We start from the raw sequence: 24,410 nt of genomic DNA, 5'->3' as shown, positions 1-24,410 counted from the left end.
ATGAAAAAAAGAAATTTCTGCCCCATGGCAGCCGCAGTGCTTACAGCTGCAGTGATCCTTCAGCCCTTTAGCGCTTCGGCAGAGGCACTGGATCAGATCCGTTCCATAGCAAAGAGCATTATTTCAGGCGAACCAAAGGAAGTAGAGGAACTGCGTCAGATGGAGGTTGCCCAGAGCGAAGAAGGGCATCAGGAATATTATTTCAAACAGCTTACGGAAGAAGAGCAGAGAGTATATCGGGAGCTGCTGAAAGGAATCCGTGCCCGGGAAAAGGAGTTTTATCTGACGATCTCCGATGATGACATTATTGACAGAAGCTATCATGCAGTATTGAAAGACCACCCGGAGATATTCTGGGTCCACAATCGTGAAAAAATCTACAAAACTACGTATTCAGACAGTGATTACTGCGTTTTTACTCCGGGCTATACTTATACAGACGGCGAGATCGATGAGATACAGACGGCGATGGAGCAGAGCTTTCAGGAGGTCAGAGCCCTGATTCCGGAGGATGCCGGTGACTACGAGAAGGTACGCATTGTTTATACGTATGTTATTGACCATACCCAGTATCAGACCGGGGAGGATGATCAGAGCATAGCAGGTGTTTTCTGGAAAAAATCCGCAGTCTGTGCCGGATATGCAGGAGCTGTCCAGTATCTTCTGGAAAGGCTGGATATTCCCTGTATTTATGTGGACGGAAGCACAAAAGGAAGTACAGAGGGTCATGCATGGGATATTGTAAAAATAGGCCAGGAGTATTATTATGTAGATGCTACCAATGGGGATCAGCCGGATTTTTTAAATGGAGATGCCGCACAGCTGGAAGAACATAAGACGATCATTTACGATTATCTCTGCCCTTTCCCGGAAGAATATGAAAAAACCTATACACCATCGGAAGAACTGACAGTTCCGGCATGTACTGCGAAGGATCTGGATTTTTATGTGCTGAACCAGGGGTACTTTGAAGATTACAGCTGGCAGGACATATATGATTATTGTAAGATGAGAATGGATAATGGTGCGGCTGTAGTGCGTTTCAAGTTTGGCAGTCAGGAAGCTTTTTCCGAAGCCTGTCAGGAACTGCTGGATGATGGCGTGGTACAGAATGTGGCACAGTATTATATGAAACTTCACGGACTTGGTCAGGTGGAGTATCATTATGGAGTGATGGATAATTTTTATACCATATATTTTATTTTCTGAAACATCTTCGGGAAGATTTCCGGAGGTTTTGGAAAGAGAGGAGTAAGTTATGAATATGGATATGTTGTCAAGAGGATTTGACATACTGCAGAGAGCAGGAGGTATGGAACAGATCAGCCAGCTGATGGTGATCGTATATGGAGTGCTCTGCGTTTTCGGGCTTTTGAACTGTATCCTGGGATATCGTATCCTCCGGTTCTGGATGATGATCTTTGGATTTATCATCGGAGCAGGCGCCGGCTTTGGTGTAACCTATATGTCCGGTGTTCGGGATAAAATGGTGATCGCAGGTGCCATGGCGGGACTGGGGATCGTACTGGCTGTTGTTTCGTTTCTGATCTACAGGGCAGGAATCTTTGTACTGGGATTTGGTATCGGAATAACATTGAGTATCTATCTGGTCCATCCGACCAGTTCTTTTTCCTTTTTCCTGTGCATCCTTATTGGCGTGGGACTGGGAGTACTTGCTATGCGTTATGCGAAAGGAGTGATCATTGTCGGAACCAGTATACTGGGTGGTGTTCTGGCAGGATTATCCATTGCAAAGATCACAGGGCTGGCGCAGTTTCCATATGGTGTCGGTATGGCAGCGGGAATTGCGATCCTTGGTATGCTGATCCAGTTCGCCATCAACAAAGACCGATACGATGAGGAAGATGACGAAGAAGAGGATGACGACGATGGAGCTCTGCCGGAGGAGACCAGGAAGCCGGCAGGAAGGGACCGTAGAGGAAACAGCCGTGAATACACTTCTGACCGTAACAGGGACGATCGCAGATATACATACGAAAACCGGGCAAACGATGACCGGGAAAGCCGGGGTGAAAGACGTTTCCGCAGACCATCTGACAGAGAAGAACGCAACTCTGACAGACGAGAAAGAAATTATGCAGACAGCCGGAAAAGATCCGGAAGCGAAAGAAACAGCAAAGGCAGTTCCACTGAAAGAAGAAGCACTTCCGGAACATCCGGCAGAAACAGAACTTCCGGCAGAAATTATGCTTCGGATGACAGAAGAGGCCGCAGATACAGTCAGAGCAGCACCAGGGAACGAAGGAATGCAGGAACGGGAAGCAGATCCCGCTATGCAGATCCGGAGGATCATGAAGACTATGATCATTTTGATGAGTCGGAAAACAGGGACAGCTATGAAGATTTTGAAAAACTGCAGCAGAAAAGACGTCGGATGGATATTGAAAATATGGCGGATTTTGATGAGCAGGAAGAATATGAAAATTACAGGAATGCCCCGGATCTGATGAATGATGAGGATCTGGATGAGCTTGATGAGTGGAAAGACAACTGAGAAAAATCCAAGGAGTGACAGAAATGGGAAAAGAAGCCAAAACAAACGCGATGAGAATGCTGGATCGAAAAAAAGTAAAATATGAAGCGATCGCATATGACTGTGGAGAGTTCATAGATGGGATCCACTGTGCAGACATCACAGGAGCCCCTCATGATCAGTCCTTTAAGACCTTGGTCATGGAAGGGAAAAGCGGCGGCTACTATGTGTTTGTAGTTCCGATCGAGAAAGAGGTGGACCGTAAGGCAGCCGCAAAGTCTGTAGGCGAAAAAACAGTAGATATGATCCATGTAAAGGATCTTACAAAGATCACGGGCTATATCCGCGGAGGCTGCAGCCCTCTTGGAATGAAAAAAAATTATCCGGTGGTGTTTGACCAGTCTGCCGAAAACTTTGATGAGATCTATGTAAGTGGTGGAAGAGTAGGCCTTACCCTGAAGGTACCGCTTAAAGATCTTCTGGATGTAACACAGGGCAAGCTTGCTCCGATCACCATGGAGTAAGCGCATATAAAACAGATAAAAAAACTCCCCTGACTGCCTGTAAAGGCGGAAGCAGGGGAGATTTTTTGTTACAGAAGCATGGGATTTAGTTATCCTGTGCGTCCTCTTCGTTAACCTGGAATACGTGACGCTTCTTGGCCATTTCGTCGCTGGCAAGATACTCGTCGTAAGTGGTGATCTTGTCTACCAGCTTGCCGTTAGGAAGGATCTCCATGATGCGGTTTGCAGTTGTCTGTACAAACTGGTGATCGTGTGAGGTGAAAAGGATCACTCCCGGGAATTTGATCAGTCCGTTGTTCAGTGCTGTAATAGACTCCATATCCAGATGGTTGGTTGGCTCATCCAGGATCAGGATATTGGCACCGGAGATCATCATCTTGGAAAGAAGACAGCGAACCTTTTCACCACCGGAAAGAACACGGACACGTTTTACACCATCCTCACCAGGGAAAAGCATACGGCCAAGGAATCCACGGACGTAGGTTGCGTCCTTGATCTCGGAGTACTGTGTCAGCCAGTCGGTGATAGTAAGGTCGTTATCGAATTCCTGTGTGTTATCCTTCGGGAAATATGCCTGGGAAGTGGTAACGCCCCATTTGTAATTTCCTTCATCCGGCTCCATTTCACCTGTAAGGATCTTGAAGAAGGTTGTGATGGCCTGCTCGTTGGCGCCCACAAAGGCAACCTTATCTTCACGACCAAGAGTGAAGGAAATGTTGTCCAGAACCTTTACTCCATCAATGGTCTTGGACAGATTTTCCACCATGAGGACCTCGTTTCCGATCTCACGGTTCGGGCGGAAGTCGATGTATGGATATTTACGGCTGGAAGGACGCATGTCATCCAGCTGGATCTTTTCCAGGGCACGCTTTCTGGAAGTCGCCTGCTTGGATTTGGAAGCATTGGCGCTGAAACGGGAGATGAACTCCTGGAGCTCTTTGATCTTCTCCTCTTTCTTTTTGTTGGCCTCTTTCATCTGCTTGATCAGAAGCTGGCTGGATTCAAACCAGAAGTCGTAGTTTCCGGCATAAAGCTGGATCTTGCCATAATCGATATCAGCAGTATGTGTGCAGACCTTGTTCAGGAAATAACGGTCATGGGATACTACGATAACCGTATTGTCAAAATTGATCAGGAACTCCTCCAGCCATTCGATAGCAGGAAGATCCAGGTGGTTGGTCGGCTCATCAAGAAGAAGGATATCAGGATTTCCGAAAAGAGCCTGTGCAAGAAGAACCTTGACCTTCATACTACCGGTAAGGTCTGCCATCTGTGTATAGTGGAACTCGGTGTCGACTCCGAGACCGTTGAGAAGAGTAGCAGCATCGGACTCTGCTTCCCATCCGTTCATTTCTGCAAACTCACCCTCAAGCTCGCTGGCACGGATGCCATCTTCGTCTGTGAAATCTTCCTTTGCGTAAATGGCTTCTTTCTCTTTCATGATCTGATAGAGTCTTTCATTACCCATGATGACAGTATCCAGAACCGGATAAGCATCATATTTGAAGTGATCCTGCTGCAGGAAAGAAAGTCTCTGACCGGGGGTGATCACAATGTCGCCCTTGGTAGGCTCAAGCTGACCGGAAAGGATTTTGAGGAATGTAGATTTTCCTGCGCCGTTGGCGCCGATCAATCCATAACAGTTACCCTCTGTAAATTTGATGTTAACGTCTTCAAACAGCGCTTTTTTTCCAACGCGCAGTGTGATGTTATTTGCTGAAATCATATCATACCTCTTTTTTCATTAAATAAATATCGTTTCAATTACATACGAAAGCATTACAATCGTTTCCTATTGTACCGTAAACTGAAAAATTTGCAAGCTGTATTTTCCTTTTTTCGGCTAAATAAAGGAAAAACAGGGGATTACTATGAATCACAGGAAAATAATAACCTTTTATTATATAAAAAAATGGGTTATACTGTCGTATGTGGTAATGAAGTATTCCGGGGATATGGATATCCGGCTCTCTGGCACATCAGAAACACCCAGGAACGTGGCAGATCGGATGGAATGCGGAAACTATCATAAATCAGCAGCTTAGTTGAACAGAAGAGAGGTTAAAAATGTTTATCACCAGAGAAAGCGATTATGCGATGCGGGTTATCCGCGCATTGATGTGGGAACCGCGTTTGAGCGTCAGCGAGATCTGTGAGAGGGAATCGATCACAGCACCCTTTGCATACAAGATACTGAAGAAGCTTCAGAATGCAGGGCTCGTGGAAGGATACCGCGGAGTTCATGGCGGTTACGCGCTGAAGAGAGATCCGGAAGAACTGTCATTATATGAGATATACAGTGCGATCGATCCGGATATGTCCATCATTGAGTGCCTGAACGGCACATATCAGTGTCCGAGGAACGGACAGGACGGAGTTCCCTGCCATGCACATGATGAGCTTCAGGAGATCCAGGATCAGCTGTGGACAATGCTCCGTCGGAAATCCATGAAGGATCTTTTCGGAAAAGAGGAGAAGTGATTCCCGGATGTGAGTTGGGATAAGCGTATGAGATGATAAGGAGAGCAGTTTGGAGAGGAAAAATTCCGAACAGCTCTTTTTTATTTGTGAAAAAGATAACGGCGTTTGTACAGGATAATATACAAAAAACAATGAAAGAAAATGGACATAACTGGGAATCTATGATATAATAACTAATGGAATTTTAGGCCTTCATAAGCCTAAATAATATATTTTTTAACAAACCTTTAAGGAGGAAAAAACAATGGCAAGAAAGATGAAAACCATGGATGGTAACCATGCAGCCGCTCATGCATCATACGCTTTTTCTGATGTAGCTGCTATTTACCCGATTACCCCTTCATCTGTAATGGCTGAGGCTACAGACGAGTGGGCAACTCAGGGAAGAAAGAACATCTTTGGACAGGAAGTACAGGTTACAGAGATGCAGTCTGAGGCAGGTGCAGCAGGTGCCGTTCACGGTTCTCTGGCAGCAGGTGCCCTGACTACAACCTACACAGCTTCCCAGGGTCTTCTGCTTATGATCCCGAACCTTTACAAGATCGCCGGTGAGCAGCTTCCGGGAGTTATCAACGTATCTGCCCGTGCACTTGCTTCCCACGCACTTTGTATTTTCGGTGACCATTCCGACGTTATGGCCTGTCGTCAGACCGGATGTGCAATGCTTTGTGAGTCTTCTGTACAGGAGGTTATGGACCTTACACCGGTTGCTCATCTTGCAGCAATCAAAGGAAAAGTTCCGTTTATCAACTTCTTCGACGGATTCCGTACATCTCATGAGATCCAGAAGATCGAGACATGGGACTATGAAGATCTGAAAGATATGGCAGATATGGACGCAATCGCAGAGTTCCGTAACCGTGCTCTGAACCCGAACCATCCATGTCAGAGAGGTTCCGCTCAGAACCCGGATATCTTCTTCCAGGCAAGAGAGGCATGTAATCCATATTATGACGCTCTTCCGGCAGTTGTTCAGGAGTACATGGACAAAGTTAACGAGAAGATCGGAACAGACTACAAACTGTTCAACTACTACGGAGCTGCTGACGCTGAGCACATCATCGTGGCTATGGGTTCCGTAAACGATACCATCGAGGAGACAATCGATTACCTTATGGCAGCTGGCAAGAAAGTCGGTGTTGTTAAAGTTCGTCTTTACAGACCATTCTGTGCACAGGCTCTTATCGATGCAATCCCGGATACAGTTAAGCAGATCTCTGTTCTTGACAGAACAAAAGAGCCAGGAGCTCTTGGCGAGCCTCTGTATCTTGATGTTGTTGCAGCTCTTCGCGACAGCAAGTTCAGCGATGTTAAGATCTTTACAGGACGTTACGGACTTGGTTCCAAAGATACAACACCTGCACAGATCGTAGCAGTATATGAGAACACTGAGAAAGAGAAATTCACAATCGGTATCGTTGATGATGTTACAAACCTTTCTCTTGAGACAGGCGCACCACTTGTTACAACACCAGAGGGAACAACAAACTGCAAGTTCTGGGGACTTGGAGCTGATGGTACTGTAGGTGCTAACAAGAACTCCATCAAGATCATCGGTGATAACACAGACATGTACGCTCAGGCTTACTTCGATTATGACTCCAAGAAGTCCGGCGGTGTTACAATGTCTCACCTTCGTTTCGGTAAGAAACCGATCAAATCCACATACCTGATCCACAAAGCAAACTTCGTTGCATGTCATAATCCGTCCTATGTTAACAAATATAACATGGTACAGGAGCTTGTTGACGGAGGTACATTCCTTCTGAACTGTGCTTGGGATATGGAAGGACTTGAGAAACATCTTCCAGGACAGGTTAAAGCTTTCATCGCTAACCACAATATCAAATTCTACACCATCGATGGTGTTAAGATCGGTATTGAGACCGGCATGGGACCAACACGTATCAACACGATCCTTCAGTCCGCATTCTTCAAGCTTACAGGAATCATTCCTGAGGAGCAGGCTATCGAGCTTATGAAGGCTGCTGCTAAAGCTACTTACGGACGTAAGGGCGATGACGTTGTTAAGAAGAACTGGGCAGCTATCGATGCCGGTGCTAAACAGGTCGTAGAGGTTCAGGTTCCGGAGAGCTGGAAGAATGCTGAGGACGAGGGACTCTTCATGTCTCACGCATCCCACGGTGCTCAGGAAGCTCAGGACTTCGTAAACAACATCCAGTGCAAGATCAACGCTCAGGAAGGTAACAGCCTCCCGGTATCTGCATTCAAGGATTATGTAGATGGTACAACACCATCCGGAACAGCTGCATATGAGAAACGTGGTATCGCAGTTAACGTTCCTGTATGGGTTCCGGACAACTGTATCCAGTGTAACCGCTGTGCATATGTCTGCCCGCATGCTGCAATCCGTCCGGTTGCTATGACAGCAGATGAGACAGCTAACGCTCCAGAGGGAATCAAGACACTTCCTCTTACAGGAATGAAAGACTATACATTCACAATGACTGTATCCGCTCTTGACTGTACAGGATGTGGTTCCTGCGCAAATGTCTGCCCAGGAAAGAAAGGCAACAAAGCTCTTGAGATGGCTCCGCTTGAAGCTAACACAGAAGAGCAGAAATTCTTCGATTACGGTGTAACACTTCCTCAGAAGGAAGACGTTATCGCTAAATATAAAGAGACAACTGTAAAAGGCAGCCAGTTCAAACAGCCGCTCCTTGAGTTCTCCGGCGCTTGTGCAGGTTGTGGTGAGACACCATACGCTAAGCTGATCACACAGCTCTTTGGTGACAGAATGTACATTGCAAATGCTACAGGATGTTCCTCTATCTGGGGTAACTCTTCACCATCTACACCATACACAACAAACGCTAAGGGACAGGGACCTGCATGGTCAAACTCTCTGTTCGAGGATAACGCAGAGTTCGGTTATGGTATGCTTCTTGCACAGCGTGCGATCCGTGGCGGTCTGAAAGAGAAGATCGAAGACCTTGTAGCTAACGGAACAAACGAGGATGTTAAGGCAGCTGGTCAGGAATGGCTGGATACTTATGCTGTAGGCGCAACAAATGGTGCAGCTACAGAGAAACTCGTTGCAGCTCTTGAGGCTTGCGGATGTGACAAGGCTAACGAGATCCTTGCACAGAAAGACTTCCTCTCCAAGAAATCCCAGTGGATCTTCGGTGGTGACGGATGGGCTTACGATATCGGATTCGGTGGTGTTGACCACGTTCTTGCAAGCGGACGTGACATCAACGTTATGGTATTCGATACAGAGGTTTACTCCAACACAGGCGGACAGTCTTCCAAATCTACACCGACAGGTGCGATCGCTCAGTTCGCAGCAGGCGGAAAAGAGACTAAGAAGAAAGATATGGCATCTATCGCAATGAGCTATGGATATGTATATGTAGCACAGATCTCCATGGGTGCTGACTTCAACCAGACTGTAAAAGCAATCGCAGAGGCAGAGGCATATCCGGGACCATCCCTGATCATCGCTTACGCTCCATGTATCAACCATGGTATCAAGAAAGGTATGAGCAAAGCTCAGACAGAGGAAGAGCTGGCAGTTAAGTGCGGATACTGGCACAACTTCAGATTCAACCCGGCTGCTGAGAACAAGTTCAGCCTTGATTCCAAGACACCGGATATGGAGAACTATATGGACTTCCTGAACGGTGAGGTTCGTTACAATTCTCTGCAGCGTCAGAATCCTGAGAAAGCTGCAAGACTGTTTGCTAAGAACGAGTCTGAGGCTCAGGCTAGATATGAGTATCTGCAGAAACTTATCACTCTTTACGGAGCAGATAAGAAAGAAGACTAATTATTGATCAATAGTTACTGTTTATACAGTGTGCTTGCTGATTAAGCATTAGGTGACAGGCCTGCGGTGTTTAGCGCACCGCAGGCCTTTTTTCATATACAGGAGAGACATATATGAAGAGAATTTTTTCGAAGGAGAAATCCCGGAAAGAGAAAAAAGCAGATTTTTATATTCTGTATACGATTGTTTTTGCGGCGATCTCGCTGTTTATTTACAGTTGTTTTTATTTCAATGGAAAATCCCTGATCTGGAGTCATGACGGTGTTCCGCAGCACATCAATGCATTGGCCTATTATGGAAAATATCTGCGGAATGTTCTGCAGACGCTGGTGACGGAGCATAAGCTTTCCCTTCCTATGTGGGATATGCATATTGGATACGGTTCCGATATCCTTACAACACTTCATTATTATGCGATCGGTGATCCGCTGACCTTACTGTCCGTTTTTGTACCGGAAAAAGACACAGAGATCTTATATGAGATTCTGATCTTTCTCCGCATTTATCTGGCGGGTATCACATTCAGCATTTACTGCTTTTACCGCAAGAATCCCAAACAGGCCACATTTCTTGGAAGCCTTGTTTATATTTTTGCAGGATGGACCATTTATGCGTCCATGAAGCATCCATATTTTTCCAATCCCATGATCTATCTGCCGCTGGTCCTTATGGGAATTGAAAAGATTTACAAAAAAGAAAAGCCATACCTTTTTATCTGTGCGACGGCTGTAGCGGCAATGTCTAATTTTTATTTCTTTTATATGATCAGTATCTTTATGGTGCTGTATGCAGCTTTCCGGTATTTTGGAATATTCCGCAAGCGTTCAGTAAAAGATGTATTTCAGTGGTTCCTGAAATTTGCTGGCTTTTATCTGGTCGCACTTATGATCGCTGCACTGATCTTTTTACCTGTGGTCATGACTCTGTTTGGAACAGAGCGCTTTCAGGCGCAGAATTATGTGCCACTGTTATATGACCGCATTTACTACGAAAAATATCTCGGCTGCCTGATCGGCGAAAATATGATCCAGTGGGGAGTTGCTGGATATTCCGCAGTCGCAATGGCAGGCGTGTTTGTGATCTTTTCCAAAAAGAAAAAATATACGGGACTGAAGCTGGGCTTTGTGCTTCTGAATCTGTTTTTGCTGATCCCCTTTGCAGGTCATGTACTGAATGGATTTTCATACGTGTCCAACCGATGGATCTGGGCGTATGGAATGCTGATCGCATATATCCTGGTACAGGCATATCCGGAACTGTTTACGCTGGGGATCAGGGAAAAACGACGGATATTTGTGATGCTGCTGATATATGGCGTGCTGGCACTGTTTTCAGAATCCGCCCGCACAGAACGCAATATCATGGCACTGATGATGCTGGTCCTGGCTGTGTTTACAGTGGTTTCCTACGGAAACGTATTTACACAGGGAAAATATCTCTGTGGAATGACCGTGGCCGTGCTTGTGACAAGTATCCTTCTGAATGTTTCATACCAGTATTCTTACGAAAAAGATTATCTGTCAGAATTTGAGGAAAAGGATCAGGCGCTGGAGAAGCTTCAGTCCGGACCGGACAAAGCGATCCGGTCAATGGACGATTCAGCGGTTACCAGATATGACCAGTACAAAACGGGCTCTTATGTAAACACTGCCATGTATATGGGAACCAACAGTACTTCCTATTATTTCAGTGTGGCCAATGGAAATATCAGCCGTTTCTTTGATGAGATGTATCTGAATACCCCCTGGGATTATCATTACAGCAGCCTGGACGGACGGAGTATCCTGGATCGTCTTGCCTCGGTGAAATATTTTGCCATCAAAAAAAGCGGATATGGGTATCTGCCATACGGCTATGACAGTGAAGCAGAAGTCACAAAAAAATACAGGATCTACGAAGACGAGGATTCCCTTTCTCTTGGTTATACCTATGATTCCTGGATCCCCAGAGAAAACTATGAAAAGCTTTCCGTGACCGAAAAGCAGCAGGCGCTCCTGCAGGGGGCAGTCCTTGAGGACAGCAGTCTTTCTGAGACAGACCTCACCTTTGACGATAAGAAAGCAGATTTTACACTGGAAGCAGGAAAAGGCTGTAAGATCAAAGACGGAAAGATTATTGTGGCCAAAGAAGGAGCAACCGTACAGATCGGATATCAGGGAGAGCCGGAGGCAGAGGTTTATCTTGTGGCAAAAAATCTGGATTTTAATGCCTATTCTCCACGTGCAGTGGTCAGTGATAAAAAATGGGATTCCATGACAGAATATGAGAAGAATACCGTGCGTTATGAAGATAATAACTGGCGCTACTGGAAAGAAAGCAAGGAATCAGCAGTGGATGTTTCGCTGGGCTCCGTGGACAAGACTATCCGGATCTTTACAGATAAATACAACGGCTACAGCGGAAGACATAATTTTCTTCTGAATATGGGATATAAAAACTATTCTGCAGGAACTATGACACTGACATTCTCCATGCCGGGAGAATATACCTTTGATGATCTGTATGTGGTATGTCAGCCCATGGCTTCTGTTGAAGAACAGACAGAGGAGCTTGGAAAAGAAAGTCTTCAGAATATCAAAACGGAGACAAATTGCATTCGTGGAGATATCACAACCACTTCCGATAAGATCCTGGTATTTTCCATTCCATACAGCGCAGGCTTTACCGCCTATGTAGATGGAGAAAAAACAGAACTTGTGCAGGCAAACAGTATGTATATGGGGCTGGAATTAAAAAAAGGCAGGCATACAATCGCACTCAGATATTGTACACCGTATATTGTGCCCGGAATGATACTGACGGTGATCGGTCTGATCCTGTTTGCCGGGATCGTGATATCTTACCGGCGCCAGGGAAAACAAAAAGAAAGGGGAAAACAGGAGAAATGAGCCGATTATCGGTAGTTTTGCCTGCCTGTAACGAGGAACCGATGGTGGAGAAAACCTGCCGGACTCTCAGAGAGCTCCTGGGGCAGGCCGGGATCCGTTATGAACTGGTCCTGGTAGATGACGGTTCCTCTGACGGAACCTGGGCAGCGATAGAAAAAGTATCAGTAGAAGATAAAAATGTGACAGGTGTGCATTTTTCCAGAAATTTCGGGAAAGAAGCAGCAATTGTGGCCGGCCTTGCACAGGCATGCGGAGATGCGGTGGCTGTGATGGACTGTGACCTGCAGCATCCGCCGGAAATCCTCCTGGAAATGTACCGGCTCTGGAAGCAGGGCTACGAGGTTGTGGAGGGTATCAAGAAAAACCGGGGAAAAGAAACTCTTTTTCACAGAAAAAGTGCCGGATTTTTCTATCGGATCATGTCCCGTGCCACCGGCTTTGATATGGAAAACGCTTCCGATTTCAAGCTGCTGGACAGGAAAGCGGTGGAGAGTGTTCTCGCCATGCCTGAGCGCAGCATGTTTTTCCGGGCGGCATCATCCTGGATAGGCTTCAAAAGCATCTCCGTACCTTTTGAGGTGCAGGAGCGTGAGGCCGGAGAATCCAAATGGTCTGCAGGAACGCTGATCAGCTATGCGTTTCGGAATATCGTGGCATTTACAACACTTCCGCTGCAGTTTGTAACAGCCGGTGCCGTTGGCTGCTTTGGGTGCTCCCTGCTCCTTCTGGTCTATTCTCTGGTCCGGTATTTTTCCGGGCATGCGGTGGAAGGCTATACCACACTTCTGATCGTGATGCTTTTTATTGGAAGTGCTGTGATGATGAGCCTTGGGATCATCGGATATTATATCGCCAGGATCTATGAGGAAGTAAAACGTCGTCCAAGATATATCGTATCAAAGATCATACGAGGAGGAGATACCAATGAAAAAGTGGATCCTTAAATTCTATGAAAATGATGTGATCCGTTATATTTTCTGGGGTGGTTGTACGACTCTTGTAAATCTGTTAAGCTTTTATATCATGAGGGAAATGGGAATCCCGCTGATGAGTGCCAACATCATATCGATCATCCTGGCGATCCTGTTTGCCTATGTTGTGAATTCCAGATTTGTATTTCATGACCGCTGTGAAACATGGAGGGATCATATACGGCCCTTTCTGAAATTTATAAGTGCCCGTCTGGTGACCATGGTCATTGAGGTAGGTGGCGTATGGCTTCTGGCGGAGATCCTGGGATTCCGGGATATGTTTGCAAAATTCTGCACACAATTTATCGTGCTGGCGTTGAATTATATCTTTAGTAAATTTATTATTTTTACCACAGGTAAAAGGATTGGAGGTAGCAAATGATGACTTTGGATGAGGCAGTGAAGAAAGTCCGCCCTCTGGATGAAAAGGCTATGGAGGGGGCGAGAAAGAGATGGGACAGTATTGCAAAGCCCCTGCATTCTCTGGGAGAGCTGGAGAATATGCTGACACAGATCGCCGGTATCACAGGTACACCGGAGGTACGTGTGGAAAAAAAAGCAGTGGTTGCCATGTGCGCGGATAACGGAGTTGTAGAAGAGGGGGTGACCCAGACCGGACAGGAAGTGACGGCTGTTGTGGCTGAGAATTTTCTGGAAGGGACTACTACCTGCTGTGTGATGTGCCGTCAGTGTGGAGCAGAGCTTTTTCCTGTAGATGTGGGAATGGTCACAGATACAAAGGTCCGTACAGATCTTAAGGTTGCCTATGGGACCAGAAATATGACCAGAGAGCCGGCAATGACAAGAGATCAGGCAATCCGTGGCATCGAAGCCGGAATTGTCATGGCAGAGGAGCTGAAGAAAAAAGGCTATCAGGTTCTTGCAACCGGCGAGATGGGCATCGGAAATACCACCACCAGCAGTGCGGTAGCAGCTGTGCTTCTCGGAAAACCGGTGGAAGATATGACCGGACGTGGTGCCGGATTGACCAGTGAAGGCCTTGTCCGGAAGATCAATGCGATCAAAAAGGCAATCGCCCTGAATAATCCGGATCGTTCAGATGCCATTGACGTCCTGGCAAAGGTAGGTGGACTGGATATTGCAGGAATGGCAGGAGTATTCATTGGAGGAGCAGCACTTGGAATGCCGGTTGTCATGGACGGATTTATTTCCTGCGTATCTGCACTGATTGCAGTAAAGATCTGCCCGCAGGTAAGTGATCATATCATTGCGTCTCATGTATCCAGAGAGCCTGCAGCACAGCTGATCCTGAAGGAGCTTGGCAAGGAAGCGATCATCCACGCAGGCATGTGCCTGGGCGAGGGAACCGGAGCTGTGGCACTGTTTCCGATGATGGATCTGTCCTGTGCAGTATATAATTCCATGAGTACCTTTGGTGATATCAATGTAGAACAGTACGAGGAGCTGAAATAATATGCTGGTTGTTGTAACAGGAGGCAGCGGAAGCGGAAAATCTGCTTTTGCGGAAGAAACCGTACTTTCCCTTGGCGAAGCCAGAAGGATCTATATCGCCACCATGCAGGCTTTTGACGAAGAAAGCCACAGGCGCATCCGCAGACACCGGCACATGCGTGCAGGAAAAGGCTTCGAGACAATAGAAAGATATACAGAGCTGGATGAGCTGCTCATCCCGAAGGACTGCGTGGTCCTTCTGGAGTGCATGTCCAATCTGGTTGCAAATGAGATGTTCCGGGAAGGCGGCTTCTACCCGGAGGTGGCAGAAAAGATCACAGAAGGAGTGAAAAATCTTCTTTCCCAGGCAAAGCATGTGGTGATCGTCACCAACGAGATCTTTTCAGACGGGATCCTCTACGAGGAAGAATCAGAACAGTACAAAAAAGAGCTGGGACAGATCAACCAGAAGCTGGCAGAGATGGCAGAAGAGGTTGTGGAAGTCGTATACGGGATCCCTGTATGGCATAAAGGAGGAAAGGAAGCATGAAAAGTTTATGGAACAGTTTTAAGGCAGCCTTTGCCATGTTTTCAAAGATCCCCATGCCCATGGTGGACTGGAAGAAGGAAAACATAAAATATATGATGTGCTTTTTTCCCTTTGTGGGTACTGCCATCGGCATCCTGACCTGGCTTGCAGGAGGGGTCCTCGGTGTACACGTAGCTCTGGAGCCATTTTTTCTTGCTGTGATCCTTACTGTGATCCCGGTATTTATTACCGGCGGCATTCATGTAGATGGGCTTCTGGACACATCGGATGCATTAAGCTCCTGGCAGGAACGCACAAGGAGGCTGGAGATCCTGAAGGATTCCCATGCAGGTGCATTTGCCATTATCACAGCCTGCGTATATTTTATCCTCTGGCTGGGAGCCTGGGATCAGCTCCTTGGAAATTATAACGGGATCTGTATCATGAGCCTGGGCTTTATGATGTCCAGATGTCTTTCCGGGATCGGTGTGATCACATTTCCCAAGGCAAGGACAGACGGGACTGTGGCAGAATTTTCCAGAAATGCGTCAGAGATCGCAGTGCGAAATGTTCTTATCACGATGTTTGTGATCCTTGCGGCGCTGATGATATGGGTAGATCCGGTCCTGGGTGTTCTGGCAGCTGTCAGCGCACTTCTGGTATTCTGGTGGTATCACCATATGGCTTTGAAATATTTTGGAGGGACCACAGGTGATCTTTCCGGATTTTTCCTTTGCATTTGCGAGGTTGTGATGGCACTGGTGCTTGCTCTTGGTGGCACGTTTAATCTGTAATGAAGATTTGGATGAGGTAAAAAAGATATGGAAATGATAATCGGAGGTGCATATCAGGGAAAAGCTGCCTATGCAAAAGCACAGTTCCCGGATGTGGACTGGAAATTCGGAGGAGAGATCACAGAAGAGGAGCTTCTGAAGGCAGCGGGCGTTCTGGGATTTCAGGAATACATAAGAAAAGCTCTGAAGGCAGGAGAAGATCTCACCGGCCTGGCAGAAAAGCTGGCACAGCAGGATCCGGATGTGATCCTTGTCAGTGAGGAGGTAGGCTACGGGATCGTTCCGGCGGATGCTTTTGAACGGCAGTACCGAGAAGCTGTTGGCCGGGTGTGCACTGCACTGGCTGCAAAAAGCAGCAGGGTCACAAGAGTGGTATGCGGGATCGGGACGGTGCTGAAGGATGATTAGATTATATCTGATACGACACGGACAGACACCCGGAAATAAGCTTCAGCGTTATATCGGAACAACGGATGAACCGCTGAGCACGGAGGGAAAGGAATTTCTGGAAAAGCTGACCTATCCCATGCCGGAGGCCCTTTATGTAAGTCCGCTCTGCCGCTGTGTGGAAACTGCGGGGATCCTTTTTCCAGGAAAAAGCTTTCATATTATCGAAGAGCTTTCCGAGTGTGATTTTGGAGAGTTTGAGAATAAAAATTATAAAGAGCTTTCCGGAAATCAGGATTATCAGAGGTGGATCGACAGCAATGGAACGCTTCCTTTTCCGGGAGGAGAAAGTCGAGAAGCGTTTAAGCACCGGAGCCTTACAGGATTTCAGAAGGCTGTCACACAGTGTATCCGTAACAACATAAAGACAGCGGCTCTTGTGATACATGGCGGTACGATCATGAACATTATGGAAGAATATGCGGACAGACCCAGGGCTTTTTATGAATGGCATGTAAAAAACGGCGGCGGTTATCTGGCAGAGCTGGAGCCTGCGCTGTGGCAGAAGGGACGGAGAGAGCTCTGTGTCCGTGAAGCATATATGGAGGGTTAAGTTATGAATGAGCAGAAGATCAGCTGGAAACGCAGTGACCTGAAATGGCGCGGAAAACAGGCATTCAAAAAAAATTACTGGTCAGCAGTACTGGTAAGTCTGGTGCTGGCTATTGTGATGGCAACCGGCGGAAGCGGTGCGGCCACAGGCAGTGCCGGAAATGTGGTAAGTCCGGACTACGGTGTTACAACGTATCGTTTGGGTACGGATATCAATGGTGTTACTTCTTATGTCAGCCATGTATTTCGCTCCCCACTGGCAGTGCTTTTTGCACTTCTGAGTGCCAGTGCCGTGGTAGCTGTGGCTCTGATCGGAATCCTTTTTCATTTCTTTGTGGGAAATGTTTTGGAGGTAGGCGGAAGAGATTTTTACATTGAGAACCTTTATTCTGTACCCGGACCCGGAAAGCTCCTCAGTGTATTTCGTTCCGGGAATTACGGTAATATCGTAAAAACCATGTTTTTACGGGACCTGTATCTTGTATTGTGGACGCTGCTTTTTATTATTCCCGGAGTGGTAAAATCCTACGAATATAAGATGATCCCTTATCTTCTTGCGGAATATCCGGATATGAGCACAAAGGAAGTATTTGCAAAAAGCCGTGAGATGATGAACGGACAGAAGATGGATACCTTTATCCTGGATCTTTCCTTTATTCCCTGGTCTGTCCTTTCGGCAATTACGGCCGGGATCGCGGGACTCTTTTATGTATCCCCGTATAAAGATGCAACCTATGCGGAGCTTTATGATACTCTTGCGGCAGGAATGCCGGGAAACGGACAGCAGGTGTATGAAGATGAAAACAGCGGCATTTACTGATAAAATGATCCTTGTGAGAGGTGGCGGAGATCTGGCCACAGGAGTGATCCACAAGCTTCATCAGAGTGGCTATCAGGTCCTGATCCTGGAATGTGACCGTCCAAGTGCCATCCGCCGTCATGTGGCCTTCTGTGAAGCTGTTTATGACGGAACTGCAGAGGTGGAAGGCGTTGTGTGCAGGAGGATCACGGAGAACGATATCCGGACCCAGTGCAGGAAATGCTGGGCACAGGGAGAGATCCCCCTTCTGACAGATACCCATGGAAAACATATCCGCGAACTGGAGCCGGAGGCAGTGATCGATGCCATCCTTGCAAAAAAGAATCTTGGGACCAGCAGGGATATGGCACCACTGACTGTGGGACTTGGCCCGGGCTTTACCGCAGGGGAGGATGTGGATTACGTGATCGAGACCATGCGCGGCCATAACCTGGGAAGGATCATAAAAAAAGGCAGTGCCCTGCCGAATACCGGAGTGCCGGGACTGATTGCAGGGATCGGAAAGGAACGTGTGATCCATTCACCGGCAGCCGGTAACATGAAAAATATCTGTCAGATCGCAGATCTTGTTGAAAAAGACCAGGTGATCGCCATGGTAGGTGATACGCCGGTGAAGGCTACCATTTCCGGCGTGATCCGGGGGCTGATCCGGGACGGCTACCCTGTTTTTGAGGGAATGAAGATCGCGGACATCGACCCAAGGGCAGAACAGAAGAAAAACTGTTTTACGATCTCAGACAAGGCGAGGTGTATCGCAGGGGGAGTACTGGAGATGCTGCTTTCCTGCGGAGTGCTTCCGGGAACAGAGAAAGCTGTGAGGAATGAGAATCTGTGACCGATACAGAGCCTGGTGCCTGAAAGAAGTTAGAAGATAAATGGAGTGAGTCATGAAGAAAAATGAAAAAGCGCTTACTGTGGCATTCACAGGAGGCGGCGGAAAGACCAGTCTGATCCTTGGACTGGCAGAAATATTTTCCGGACAGGGAAAACGTGTGATCGTGACCACAACCACGCATATGGCATGGGAACCGGAACGTCCTTTTGCGGAGGCAGAGGACATTCCGGGAGCATGCCGGCTTATAGAACAATACGGATACGTCATCGCGGCTCATCACAAGGCCGGGCAGCCAAAGATTTCCGGCCCCGAAAAGGAGATCCTGGAAAAGCTGCCCGGCTTTTGTGATCTTCTTCTTGTGGAAGCTGACGGATCCAGGCGCCGACCCCTTAAAGTGCCGGCTGTTCATGAGCCGGTGATCCCTTCTTTTGCAGATGTGGTAGTAGGAGTGATCGGTCTTGACTGCATCGGCAGAAGGATCTGTGATACGGCACAGCGTTCGGATGATGTGGCGGGATTTCTGGGAAAGCGTACAGATGAGCCTGTGACATGGATGGATGTGTGGAAGATCATCCGGTCTGAAGACGGATTGCAAAAAGGAGTGGACGGGCGAAGATTTCTTGCGTATCTGAACAAGGCAGATACTCTGGAGGATCCTTGTGTGGTGGAGAAGCTTATGGCACAAGGTCAGGAGTCTGGGATCATGATGATCTGCGGAAGCCTGCAGAGAAGTGTAAACAGCTAGTACAGCGAAAATTAAGTTTCTGCTATATTGACGCAGGATGATTTCTTCATCTGCAAGGCGGAGGAATGAGGTGTAGCGGTGGCTACGACGATTGACGACAACGCAGCAGATGAAAAATCAGGCAAGTCAATATGGCGGTTACTTAATATTCGCTGTACTAGAATCGAAAGGAAGTGGAGCGGTGATATGAAGCTGGGACTGATCATGCTGGCAGCAGGAAACAGCCGGCGGTTTGGAAGCAATAAGCTGCTGTACGGGATAGACGGAATGCCGATGTACAGGCATATTCTCCTGGAACTGAAAAAAGTGAAAGCAGCACTGGAGGAACAGGGGCACAGGTGTGAGATCACAGTTGTCACACAGTATGAGGAGATCGCGCAGGAAGCAGAGAAGCTCGGCGCGCGGTTTCTTTATAATCTGCATCCGGATGAGGGGATATCTTCCTCACTGAAGATCGGGCTGCGGGTCAACCGGGAGATGGATGCTTGTTTGTTTACGGTGGCAGATCAGCCGTGGTTGCGGTGGGAGACGGTTTTTGGACTGGTGGATGTGTTTTTGAGAGATGGGAAGGGGATCGCCTGTGTGGAGCATGATGGGAAGACCGGGAATCCCTGTGTTTTTTCGAAGAAGTATTATGGGGAGCTGATGGAGCTTTCCGGTGATGTCGGAGGGAAGAGAGTGGTTGTGGCACATCGGGGGGATGTGGCTGTGATGAAGGTTGAAGATGGACGGGAGATGGTGGATGTGGATTTTTCGGACGGACGCCGGTGAGGTACCGTCTGGTTTGGGCTGGGGCTTCGTCGGGGGCTGGCTTCTAAGACGCCGGAAATCTGCTAAAACCGCTGAAAAAAAATCCAGAACTCGCTCCTGCGTCGCTCAAACAGCTGGATTTTTTCCAGCAACGCAGATTCCCACCGCCTAAGAAGCGCACCCCTCCTGCAGAGCCAGCCCAAACCAGACGGTATCTCGCCGGCTGACGTGCGAAGGAGTGGAAGGCTATAGTGGAGGCGTGAGGTCGAAGAATATAGCGAAAAGAGCTGTTGACGTGTGACAGAGGGAATGTGCTGGAGTGAAGGTGTGAGGTTGAAGAAGATGACAAAAAGAGCTGTTGACGTGTGGCATAGAGAGTGAGCTAGGGTGAAAGCACCGTGTCTGAGGCAATTTCACGCATACAAAAGCCAGCAGGGAACCGCCCTGGCGTAGTGGGATGTTCTGCAGGAGTCCTGCTGATTCTTAGGTGGTGTGGTTTCTGCGTTATTTCAAAAAGTTCTGCTGTCTGAGCGTCTGGACGCGAGTTCAGAACTTTTTGGAATGATTTTAGCAGAAGCCGCAGCACCTTAGAAGCCAGCGGACGACGAAGCCCTTCCCGCCACGCCAGGGCGGTTCCCTGCGTACGTTCGTTATTATTTTATAATATAGACAAATCTCAAATAAAATGATTCTTAGCCGCTTCTTCCTCAGCCAGACGAACCGTCTCACCGGAAGGATTGGAGATCACTGCTGAAGCTACGATCTCACAAGGCGGGTTCCCTTTTACACTGTCAACGGCAGCCGTAACAGCAGAAACATCACCAGTCAGAAAAACAGTGGCATGACCACCACACTTCGTCTGCCAGGTAAGAAAAGAAACATCAGAAGTCTTCAGCATCTGGTCGATCACCAGGATCGCATTACTGCTGCCAACAACCTCAACTAAACCAAAAGCACCATAATTCATAAATCCGTCGCCCCCTTTATTTATTGATCGTCATCTTCAGTGCGATCTCAGTATCCTCAGAAGGAGAAGCGATCACAGTATGAGAAACAACCTTACCAAGAGGTTTGGCTGCCTCCAGCGCAACCTCCATAGCTGCATTAACGTCAGAAACAGAACCACGCATCTTGACACAGGCGCCACTCTTCAGACGGTTACGTTCAACACTCTGGATCCTGACATTGGCTGCTTTGGAAGCAGCATCAAGAGCAACAAAACAGGCAACCAGGTTATCCAGCTCAAAAACACCTACAGCCATGCCCTTATAATTATTATCCATAAAAATACCTCCATGCGGAACAGATTCCAGTAATGTGGTTTCTTGATCGGTTTTACGTGGAATCATTACCGTTTTTATGGATTTATTATAACTTTTTTAGACAAAAATAGCAAGGAATAAATACACAGATAACAAAGTATTACTGAGAACGGAGTGAACAGTAGCTCACGAAGAGAACAGCAACGCAAAGTTTACTTTGGACGCCGGATATAGTATATTAATTAAATAAGAAATAGCAGGAAGGTGTAAAGAAATGCAGATACATCAGACAGACTTTTCAACAGGAAATGTCTATCGTAACATTATGGAAGTGGCTGTGCCGATGATCATTGCACAGATCCTGAACCTCCTTTACAACATTGTAGACCGGATCTATATCGGAAGGATTCCTGAGATCGGAGCCACTGCACTGACAGGAGTGGGACTGTGTTTTCCTATTATCACCCTGATCACCGCATTTACCTATCTTTTTGGAAATGGAGGAGCACCGCTTTGCTCCATGGAACGGGGAAGAGGAAACCGGGAAGAAGCAGAAATGCTCATGGGAAACACCTTTGTGATGCTGATCGGCACAGGAGTGATCCTGACAGCCACTGGCCTTATCTTTTACAGACCGATTCTCTATGCCTTTGGTGCCAGTGATGTAACCTTTTCCTATGCGGCAGACTACATAAGGATCTATCTTCTGGGAACCCTGTTTGTGATGATCACTCTGGGAATGAACCCGTTTATCAACAGCCAGGGCTTTGGAAACACAGGGATGCTCACGATACTGATCGGTGCTGTACTGAACATTCTTCTGGATCCCCTGTTTATCTTTGGAATGCACATGGGAGTCCGGGGAGCGGCTTTGGCGACTATCATTTCCCAGTTTTGTTCCGCCATCTGGGTCTTACGCTTCCTTACAGGAAAAAAGGCGATCCTGAACCTGAAAAAAAGCGCCATGAGGATCTCCTGGAAAAGAGTGGGCAGTATCGTAAGCCTGGGTATGTCCGGTTTTTTTATGGCGTTTACAAACAGTCTTGTGCAGGTGGTATGCAATGCCACACTCCAGACCTGGGGCGGTGATATCTACGTTGGTGTCATGACAGTTTTAAATTCCGTCCGCGATATTTTCACCATGCCGGTCCATGGGCTTACCACAGGTGCTTCTCCGGTCATGAGCTTCAATTATGGAGAAAAAGCATACGACAGAGTCAAAAAAGCAATTAAATTTATCACAGCTGTCTGTGTGATCTATACCCTGGCAGGCTGGGGAATCCTGAAGCTGCTTCCGGAATTTTTTATCCGGATCTTTAACAGCGATCCCGGGCTTCTGGAAAAGGGAGTTCCCGCCCTTCATATTTACTTTTTCGGCTTCTGCTTTATGGCCTTGCAGTTTACCGGGCAAAGCGTGTTCGTGGCACTTGGAAAGGCAAAAAAGGCCACCTTTTTTTCTCTGTTCCGAAAGGTAGTGATCGTGGTACCGCTGACGATCCTGCTGCCTTCTGTGAATGGCCTGGGAACAGACGGCGTGTTCTGGGCGGAACCGGTTTCCAACCTTGTAGGCGGCTGTGCATGCTTTTTTACTATGCTGGTAACGGTACTGCCGGAGCTGAACAAACGTAAGGCATAAGACGGGCCGGATAAAGGTTTGCGGGAAATTTTGATATGTGTTAGAATGGACAGGATGATTTTTCTGCAAACTAAGCAGAAATCTTAAGAAGGGCCGGCGTATGGCCGGACAGGAATGAGAGGAAAACATAATGGCTTTATTTCAGGCATTTCGGGCAGTAAGACCTGCTTCAGAAAAAGCAGAAAAGGTGGCTGCACTTCCCTATGACGTAGTCAGCAGAGAGGAAGCGCGAGAGATCGGGGAAAAAAATCCGGAATCTTTTCTCCATATAGACCGTGCGGAGATGGATCTGGATCCGGAAACCGATCTTTATGATCCGAAGGTTTATCAGAAGGCAGGGGAAAATCTGGATCGTTTCCAGAAAGAAGGGATCCTGATCCAGGATGAGAAACCGAACTATTATCTGTATGAACTGATCCGTAAGGGAAGATCCCAGACCGGGATCGTAGGTGTCAGTTCCATTGATGATTACATGAATGGTGTGATCAAAAAGCATGAGCTTACAAGAGAGGATAAGGAGCAGGACCGCATCCGTCATGTGGATGTCTGTGATGCCAACACAGGTCCTATTTTTCTGGCGTGCAGATATCCGGCAGAGCTTCTTACTCTTATGGAAGAATGGAAAAATGCACATGCTCCGGTGTATGATTTTACTTCCGATGATGAGATCACACATCGTGTATGGATCGTAGATGAGGATGAAAAGATCCGGACTATACATAGTCTTTTTGGCGGGATCTCCTCTATCTATATTGCAGATGGCCACCACAGAGCAGCCTCCGCAGTAAAGGTTGGACAGAAGAGAAGAGCGGAGCATCCGGACTACACCGGAAAAGAAGAATTTAACTTTTTCCTGTCGGTGGTATTTCCGTATGACCAGCTGACCATCCTTCCGTATCACAGGATCGTAAAGGATATCAAGGGTATGGAACCCAAAGCCTTTATCGGAAGCATGAAGTTTAATTTTGAGCTGATGGCAATGCCGGGATTTCCATGTAAACCGGTGGAGAAACACTGCTTTGGGCTGTATGTAGACGGAGAATGGTTCCATCTGAAGGCATATCCGGATATCTATGCGGGTAAAGACAGCGTAGGTCAGCTGGATGTGTCTATTCTTCAGGATAAGGTCCTGGGTCCGGTTCTGGGGATCAGTGACCCGCGTACCGATGAGAGGATCCGCTTTATGGGAGGAAACCACCGGCTGAAGGATCTGGCAGCAGCTGCAGATGAGACAGGAGGAGCTGCCTTTGCCATGTATCCTACATCCATGGAGGAGCTGATGACGATCGCAGACGAGGGTAAGCTTATGCCGCCAAAGAGCACCTGGTTTGAACCGAAGCTCCGCAGTGGTCTTTTTATCCATAAGCTTTCAGACTGATGCCGGAGGTTATTAACAGTTAAATATAAATTATAAAATCATATAAGTACATGTTGAGTTTTATAAGATATTAGAGTGGAATATTATTGAAAGGAGTTGAT

At 47.3% G+C, this 24,410-nt stretch carries 22 protein-coding genes; 19 read left to right on the top strand and 3 right to left on the bottom strand.

The features are described 5' to 3' along the window. From ACTNDQ_RS06515 to ybaK, 3 genes are read left to right on the top strand one after another with little or no spacing between them, the layout of a single operon-like run. Window positions 1-1,209, top strand: coding sequence for a transglutaminase domain-containing protein (locus tag ACTNDQ_RS06515; RefSeq protein WP_278796185.1), 1,209 nt, complete (start codon window positions 1-3; stop codon window positions 1,207-1,209). Window positions 1,210-1,258: 49 nt separating this feature from the next. Beyond that, the gene (locus ACTNDQ_RS06510) at window positions 1,259-2,515 is read left to right on the top strand and encodes a hypothetical protein (RefSeq protein ID WP_278796186.1); all 1,257 of its coding nucleotides are present in this window, start codon (window positions 1,259-1,261) and stop codon (window positions 2,513-2,515) included. 23 nt (window positions 2,516-2,538) lie between these two features. Continuing rightward, entirely contained in the window at window positions 2,539-3,018 is a 480-nt protein-coding gene (gene ybaK, locus ACTNDQ_RS06505; RefSeq protein WP_022426473.1) for a Cys-tRNA(Pro) deacylase, read from the top strand. Window positions 3,019-3,103: 85 nt separating this feature from the next. Here the strand turns inward: ybaK and ACTNDQ_RS06500 are convergent, their stop codons facing one another. Then, complete coding sequence (locus tag ACTNDQ_RS06500) at window positions 3,104-4,744, bottom strand: ABC-F family ATP-binding cassette domain-containing protein (RefSeq protein WP_021650411.1); 1,641 nt, start codon at window positions 4,742-4,744, stop codon at window positions 3,104-3,106. A 341-nt stretch (window positions 4,745-5,085) separates the two neighbouring features. On the opposite strand from ACTNDQ_RS06500, the gene ACTNDQ_RS06495 reads away from it, so the two are divergent. The 14 genes from ACTNDQ_RS06495 (at window position 5,086) to ACTNDQ_RS06430 (ending at window position 20,054) form a co-directional block, all read left to right on the top strand. Beyond that, entirely contained in the window at window positions 5,086-5,499 is a 414-nt protein-coding gene (locus ACTNDQ_RS06495; protein WP_015524747.1) for an RrF2 family transcriptional regulator, read from the top strand. Window positions 5,500-5,743: 244 nt separating this feature from the next. Beyond that, window positions 5,744-9,289 (top strand): pyruvate:ferredoxin (flavodoxin) oxidoreductase, encoded by a 3,546-nt coding sequence (gene nifJ / locus ACTNDQ_RS06490; RefSeq protein WP_059085599.1) that lies wholly within the window; start codon window positions 5,744-5,746, stop codon window positions 9,287-9,289. Between the two features lie 113 nt (window positions 9,290-9,402). Beyond that, window positions 9,403-12,177, top strand: coding sequence for a YfhO family protein (locus ACTNDQ_RS06485; RefSeq protein WP_441064219.1), 2,775 nt, complete (start codon window positions 9,403-9,405; stop codon window positions 12,175-12,177). Next, window positions 12,174-13,121, top strand: coding sequence for a glycosyltransferase family 2 protein (locus tag ACTNDQ_RS06480; RefSeq protein WP_320810581.1), 948 nt, complete (start codon window positions 12,174-12,176; stop codon window positions 13,119-13,121). The genes ACTNDQ_RS06485 and ACTNDQ_RS06480 overlap by 4 nt, the downstream gene beginning before the upstream one ends. Then, complete coding sequence (locus ACTNDQ_RS06475) at window positions 13,102-13,530, top strand: GtrA family protein (RefSeq protein WP_441064217.1); 429 nt, start codon at window positions 13,102-13,104, stop codon at window positions 13,528-13,530. The genes ACTNDQ_RS06480 and ACTNDQ_RS06475 overlap by 20 nt, the downstream gene beginning before the upstream one ends. After that, window positions 13,530-14,582 (top strand): nicotinate-nucleotide--dimethylbenzimidazole phosphoribosyltransferase, encoded by a 1,053-nt coding sequence (cobT, locus tag ACTNDQ_RS06470; protein WP_441064287.1) that lies wholly within the window; start codon window positions 13,530-13,532, stop codon window positions 14,580-14,582. Before ACTNDQ_RS06475 ends, cobT begins: the two co-directional genes overlap by 1 nt. Window position 14,583: 1 nt before the next feature. Then, a complete protein-coding gene (locus ACTNDQ_RS06465) occupies window positions 14,584-15,111 on the top strand; it encodes a bifunctional adenosylcobinamide kinase/adenosylcobinamide-phosphate guanylyltransferase (protein WP_279199440.1) in 528 nt (175 codons plus the stop codon). Next, window positions 15,108-15,884 carry an adenosylcobinamide-GDP ribazoletransferase gene (cobS, locus tag ACTNDQ_RS06460; RefSeq protein ID WP_173739654.1) on the top strand — a complete coding sequence of 259 codons (777 nt, stop codon included), beginning with the start codon at window positions 15,108-15,110 and terminating at the stop codon, window positions 15,882-15,884. The genes ACTNDQ_RS06465 and cobS overlap by 4 nt, the downstream gene beginning before the upstream one ends. Window positions 15,885-15,911: 27 nt before the next feature. After that, window positions 15,912-16,292 carry a bifunctional adenosylcobinamide kinase/adenosylcobinamide-phosphate guanylyltransferase gene (locus ACTNDQ_RS06455; protein WP_021650419.1) on the top strand — a complete coding sequence of 127 codons (381 nt, stop codon included), beginning with the start codon at window positions 15,912-15,914 and terminating at the stop codon, window positions 16,290-16,292. Beyond that, window positions 16,285-16,884: a histidine phosphatase family protein gene (locus ACTNDQ_RS06450; RefSeq protein WP_118623802.1), complete on the top strand. Its 600-nt coding sequence runs from the start codon at window positions 16,285-16,287 to the stop codon at window positions 16,882-16,884. Before ACTNDQ_RS06455 ends, ACTNDQ_RS06450 begins: the two co-directional genes overlap by 8 nt. 3 nt (window positions 16,885-16,887) lie before the next feature. Further along, window positions 16,888-17,703 (top strand): DUF975 family protein, encoded by an 816-nt coding sequence (locus tag ACTNDQ_RS06445; RefSeq protein ID WP_114002574.1) that lies wholly within the window; start codon window positions 16,888-16,890, stop codon window positions 17,701-17,703. Then, the gene (gene yqeB, locus ACTNDQ_RS06440) at window positions 17,675-18,538 is read left to right on the top strand and encodes a selenium-dependent molybdenum cofactor biosynthesis protein YqeB (RefSeq protein ID WP_441064213.1); all 864 of its coding nucleotides are present in this window, start codon (window positions 17,675-17,677) and stop codon (window positions 18,536-18,538) included. Before ACTNDQ_RS06445 ends, yqeB begins: the two co-directional genes overlap by 29 nt. A 52-nt stretch (window positions 18,539-18,590) precedes the next feature. Then, window positions 18,591-19,283, top strand: coding sequence for a selenium cofactor biosynthesis protein YqeC (gene yqeC / locus ACTNDQ_RS06435; RefSeq protein WP_441064211.1), 693 nt, complete (start codon window positions 18,591-18,593; stop codon window positions 19,281-19,283). A 78-nt stretch (window positions 19,284-19,361) separates the two neighbouring features. Beyond that, window positions 19,362-20,054 carry a nucleotidyltransferase family protein gene (locus ACTNDQ_RS06430; RefSeq protein WP_279199451.1) on the top strand — a complete coding sequence of 231 codons (693 nt, stop codon included), beginning with the start codon at window positions 19,362-19,364 and terminating at the stop codon, window positions 20,052-20,054. A gap of 655 nt (window positions 20,055-20,709) precedes the next feature. Here the strand turns inward: ACTNDQ_RS06430 and ACTNDQ_RS06425 are convergent. Both ACTNDQ_RS06425 and ACTNDQ_RS06420 read right to left on the bottom strand, forming a co-directional pair. Next, the gene (locus tag ACTNDQ_RS06425; RefSeq protein ID WP_015524765.1) at window positions 20,710-21,000 is read right to left on the bottom strand and encodes a BMC domain-containing protein; all 291 of its coding nucleotides are present in this window, start codon (window positions 20,998-21,000) and stop codon (window positions 20,710-20,712) included. A gap of 16 nt (window positions 21,001-21,016) precedes the next feature. Continuing rightward, window positions 21,017-21,316, bottom strand: a complete 300-nt coding sequence (locus ACTNDQ_RS06420; protein WP_015524766.1) for a BMC domain-containing protein — start codon at window positions 21,314-21,316, stop codon at window positions 21,017-21,019. 253 nt (window positions 21,317-21,569) lie between these two features. On the opposite strand from ACTNDQ_RS06420, the gene ACTNDQ_RS06415 reads away from it, so the two are divergent. Together ACTNDQ_RS06415 and ACTNDQ_RS06410 are read left to right on the top strand one after the other, a co-directional pair. Further along, entirely contained in the window at window positions 21,570-22,931 is a 1,362-nt protein-coding gene (locus ACTNDQ_RS06415) for an MATE family efflux transporter (RefSeq protein WP_441064207.1), read from the top strand. Between the two features lie 130 nt (window positions 22,932-23,061). Beyond that, window positions 23,062-24,309 carry a DUF1015 domain-containing protein gene (locus ACTNDQ_RS06410; RefSeq protein WP_288788013.1) on the top strand — a complete coding sequence of 416 codons (1,248 nt, stop codon included), beginning with the start codon at window positions 23,062-23,064 and terminating at the stop codon, window positions 24,307-24,309. Window positions 24,310-24,410 lie beyond the last annotated feature (101 nt).

Origin of the sequence: Blautia massiliensis (ex Liu et al. 2021), from assembly GCF_052064225.1 — a bacterium.
Taxonomy (GTDB): domain Bacteria; phylum Bacillota; class Clostridia; order Lachnospirales; family Lachnospiraceae; genus Blautia_A; species Blautia_A fusiformis.
The sequence above is the reverse complement of the archived record's forward strand: the minus strand, read 5'-3'. Positions and strand labels throughout refer to the sequence as shown.

Excerpts from the sequence above, each read along its gene's own strand:
- ACTNDQ_RS06515 (WP_278796185.1), top strand. The coding sequence starts at position 1 with ATGAAAAAAAGAAATTTCTGCCCCATGGCAGCCGCAGTGCTTACAGCT.
- ACTNDQ_RS06510 (WP_278796186.1), top strand. The coding sequence starts at position 1,259 with ATGAATATGGATATGTTGTCAAGAGGATTTGACATACTGCAGAGAGCA.
- ybaK (WP_022426473.1), top strand. The coding sequence starts at position 2,539 with ATGGGAAAAGAAGCCAAAACAAACGCGATGAGAATGCTGGATCGAAAA.
- ACTNDQ_RS06500 (WP_021650411.1), bottom strand. The coding sequence starts at position 4,744 with ATGATTTCAGCAAATAACATCACACTGCGCGTTGGAAAAAAAGCGCTG.
- ACTNDQ_RS06495 (WP_015524747.1), top strand. The coding sequence starts at position 5,086 with ATGTTTATCACCAGAGAAAGCGATTATGCGATGCGGGTTATCCGCGCA.
- nifJ (WP_059085599.1), top strand. The coding sequence starts at position 5,744 with ATGGCAAGAAAGATGAAAACCATGGATGGTAACCATGCAGCCGCTCAT.
- ACTNDQ_RS06485 (WP_441064219.1), top strand. The coding sequence starts at position 9,403 with ATGAAGAGAATTTTTTCGAAGGAGAAATCCCGGAAAGAGAAAAAAGCA.
- ACTNDQ_RS06480 (WP_320810581.1), top strand. The coding sequence starts at position 12,174 with ATGAGCCGATTATCGGTAGTTTTGCCTGCCTGTAACGAGGAACCGATG.
- ACTNDQ_RS06475 (WP_441064217.1), top strand. The coding sequence starts at position 13,102 with ATGAAAAAGTGGATCCTTAAATTCTATGAAAATGATGTGATCCGTTAT.
- cobT (WP_441064287.1), top strand. The coding sequence starts at position 13,530 with ATGACTTTGGATGAGGCAGTGAAGAAAGTCCGCCCTCTGGATGAAAAG.
- ACTNDQ_RS06465 (WP_279199440.1), top strand. The coding sequence starts at position 14,584 with ATGCTGGTTGTTGTAACAGGAGGCAGCGGAAGCGGAAAATCTGCTTTT.
- cobS (WP_173739654.1), top strand. The coding sequence starts at position 15,108 with ATGAAAAGTTTATGGAACAGTTTTAAGGCAGCCTTTGCCATGTTTTCA.
- ACTNDQ_RS06455 (WP_021650419.1), top strand. The coding sequence starts at position 15,912 with ATGGAAATGATAATCGGAGGTGCATATCAGGGAAAAGCTGCCTATGCA.
- ACTNDQ_RS06450 (WP_118623802.1), top strand. The coding sequence starts at position 16,285 with ATGATTAGATTATATCTGATACGACACGGACAGACACCCGGAAATAAG.
- ACTNDQ_RS06445 (WP_114002574.1), top strand. The coding sequence starts at position 16,888 with ATGAATGAGCAGAAGATCAGCTGGAAACGCAGTGACCTGAAATGGCGC.
- yqeB (WP_441064213.1), top strand. The coding sequence starts at position 17,675 with ATGAAGATGAAAACAGCGGCATTTACTGATAAAATGATCCTTGTGAGA.
- yqeC (WP_441064211.1), top strand. The coding sequence starts at position 18,591 with ATGAAGAAAAATGAAAAAGCGCTTACTGTGGCATTCACAGGAGGCGGC.
- ACTNDQ_RS06425 (WP_015524765.1), bottom strand. The coding sequence starts at position 21,000 with ATGAATTATGGTGCTTTTGGTTTAGTTGAGGTTGTTGGCAGCAGTAAT.
- ACTNDQ_RS06420 (WP_015524766.1), bottom strand. The coding sequence starts at position 21,316 with ATGGATAATAATTATAAGGGCATGGCTGTAGGTGTTTTTGAGCTGGAT.
- ACTNDQ_RS06415 (WP_441064207.1), top strand. The coding sequence starts at position 21,570 with ATGCAGATACATCAGACAGACTTTTCAACAGGAAATGTCTATCGTAAC.
- ACTNDQ_RS06410 (WP_288788013.1), top strand. The coding sequence starts at position 23,062 with ATGGCTTTATTTCAGGCATTTCGGGCAGTAAGACCTGCTTCAGAAAAA.